Source organism: Nonomuraea sp. NPDC003804 (genome assembly GCF_040610675.1).
Lineage (GTDB): Bacteria > Actinomycetota > Actinomycetes > Streptosporangiales > Streptosporangiaceae > Nonomuraea.
Map to the genome: position 1 here is coordinate 1 of NZ_JBEXMT010000088.1, position 1,731 is coordinate 1,731.

The 1,731-nt window shown below is 59.7% G+C and carries 2 protein-coding genes; both read right to left on the minus strand.

What is annotated here, in order from left to right; genetic code table 11:
* On the minus strand, positions 1-1,399 hold a 1,399-nt coding region (locus tag ABZX22_RS44940), incomplete at its 3' end, for a hypothetical protein (protein ID WP_354923436.1).
* Between the two features lie 115 nt (positions 1,400-1,514).
* The coding region (locus ABZX22_RS44945) for a hypothetical protein (RefSeq protein WP_354923439.1) at positions 1,515-1,731 on the minus strand (217 nt) is incomplete at its 5' end.

Here is a 1,731-nt window from a genome sequence, read left to right on the forward strand (position 1 = left end):
GTTCCCGTGAAAGGCGGAGCATGGGCTCCTCGCGGCCAGGCCCGCGTTTCTCTTGGCGAAATGCAGCATGACAGTGACCCACCCAGAATCCGCAACGTTCACCATCGCCGTAGTCGTCGTATGGCTGGCAGATCGGAAGCGCCAGGAGATCGCGTATCTCGGCCGCTGAAATTGTCTCCGTGGTCCTTTGGCGGTTCGATGCGCCTTCCTTAAGAAATCGCCACCCGTCGAGGATAAGTGCGATGAAGGGGGGCTGGATGTCGTGTGACTCCACCTCGTCCCATTCGGGCTGAACTTGTCCAGCATCGCTGCAGACGTATTTCAATAGGCTCCAACCAGATCCAGCACCTCCCATGTGAGAGGCTGTGGTGCTGGCGGTCGCTTCAGTGCGCCGCATTACGAGGCGTGCAGCGATGTTCTTCGATGGATCTTCCATCTGCACGGTGTATGCGCGGGCGTCGGCGTCGGTGTTGTCCGCACTTGCTAGAAGTGAGATGCCGCTGCGGTGGAATTCATAGGTCCGGGTATCCATGGGAAGCATGTCTTCTCCACAGACGCGTAGCAGACTTTCTGGGCTGACAGTTGCATCGCCAAACAGGTTCACTGTGCATAGCGTCGGGTCCGGTGCTGACAGACCCTCCGCACGGATGACGCTCTTCCCGGCAGTGAGCCTTTGCAGCATGGCTCCTGCATCCAGTGACCAGAAGCTGTCCGGACCCTCGGATTCGCGTGAGAGGCAATCGGGCTCGATGATCTGCTCAATTCCGTCGTCAATGATGGCTTCGTCGTCCATCCTGCGAATGCAGTGAACCGAGCCATCGAATTGCATGGAGTAGTCGGTCTGAATGAGAAGCGCTGCCTGGGTGTTCCCGACCACGTGCAGTTCCCCGTGGTTGTAGTCGCCCCAGAACAGCTCGCGTATCAGCAGGTTGCCGCCTACGCGGATTTCCTGTCCGCCGGCGATGGCATTGGTTGTCGTCAGGTCGCCCGAGACAAGCAATCCGCATGCGCCGTCGGTTTCAAGGCTGTGAACATGGCGCGCTATCTCTGAATTGCCGCGAACCAGGATGAAACGGATGTACGCACCAAGATCTTCTTCCCGCCACGGGGCCAGCGGGTCGTCCAGGTCCAGCGTGTCGAGCTTGAGGTCGCCATCAACCAAGAGAACTAACTCATCGGGATCACCCCAGACGTAGTGCTCTGGTGCGTATGTTGAGTCCTGCGGTACCTCACCCTTGATGTCGGCGTATCGGACGACCTGAAAGGGGCAGGCTGCGGAAAGTCGCGTGGCAAGTTCCAGGGGAGTAATCGGCCGGTCTCCAGCCATCGCTGGTAACGCTGCCTCAAGCGGATCCGCGTCGTCGGGGAGCTGTGATGCCTGCTGGCTCGACTGCTGCATGAATTATCCCGGTTTGGCAGAGGCATATGCAGAGCAGCGACAGTGAAAGTATTGCCGGCTCTGTGGGCCTCGGGTCAGGTACTGTCCTTCGCCGGTCCGCTGCGGGTCCATGCAACTATTCTGAAATGCGTAGGCCATCTCTGCGCGTCTTCTCCCTGCGGAAGCCATGCGGTGAGCTTATGAAAGCCCGCCACGCGCTCACCGCCGACACCAAGCACAGCGCCAGCAGTAGTCCCACGTCCAGCATCAACAACCACAGCAGATGCATGCCGTGTACCGGCGGCTGGTGCATGGCTGACAGCATCCACGGCACCGACCATGCCAGCAGCAGG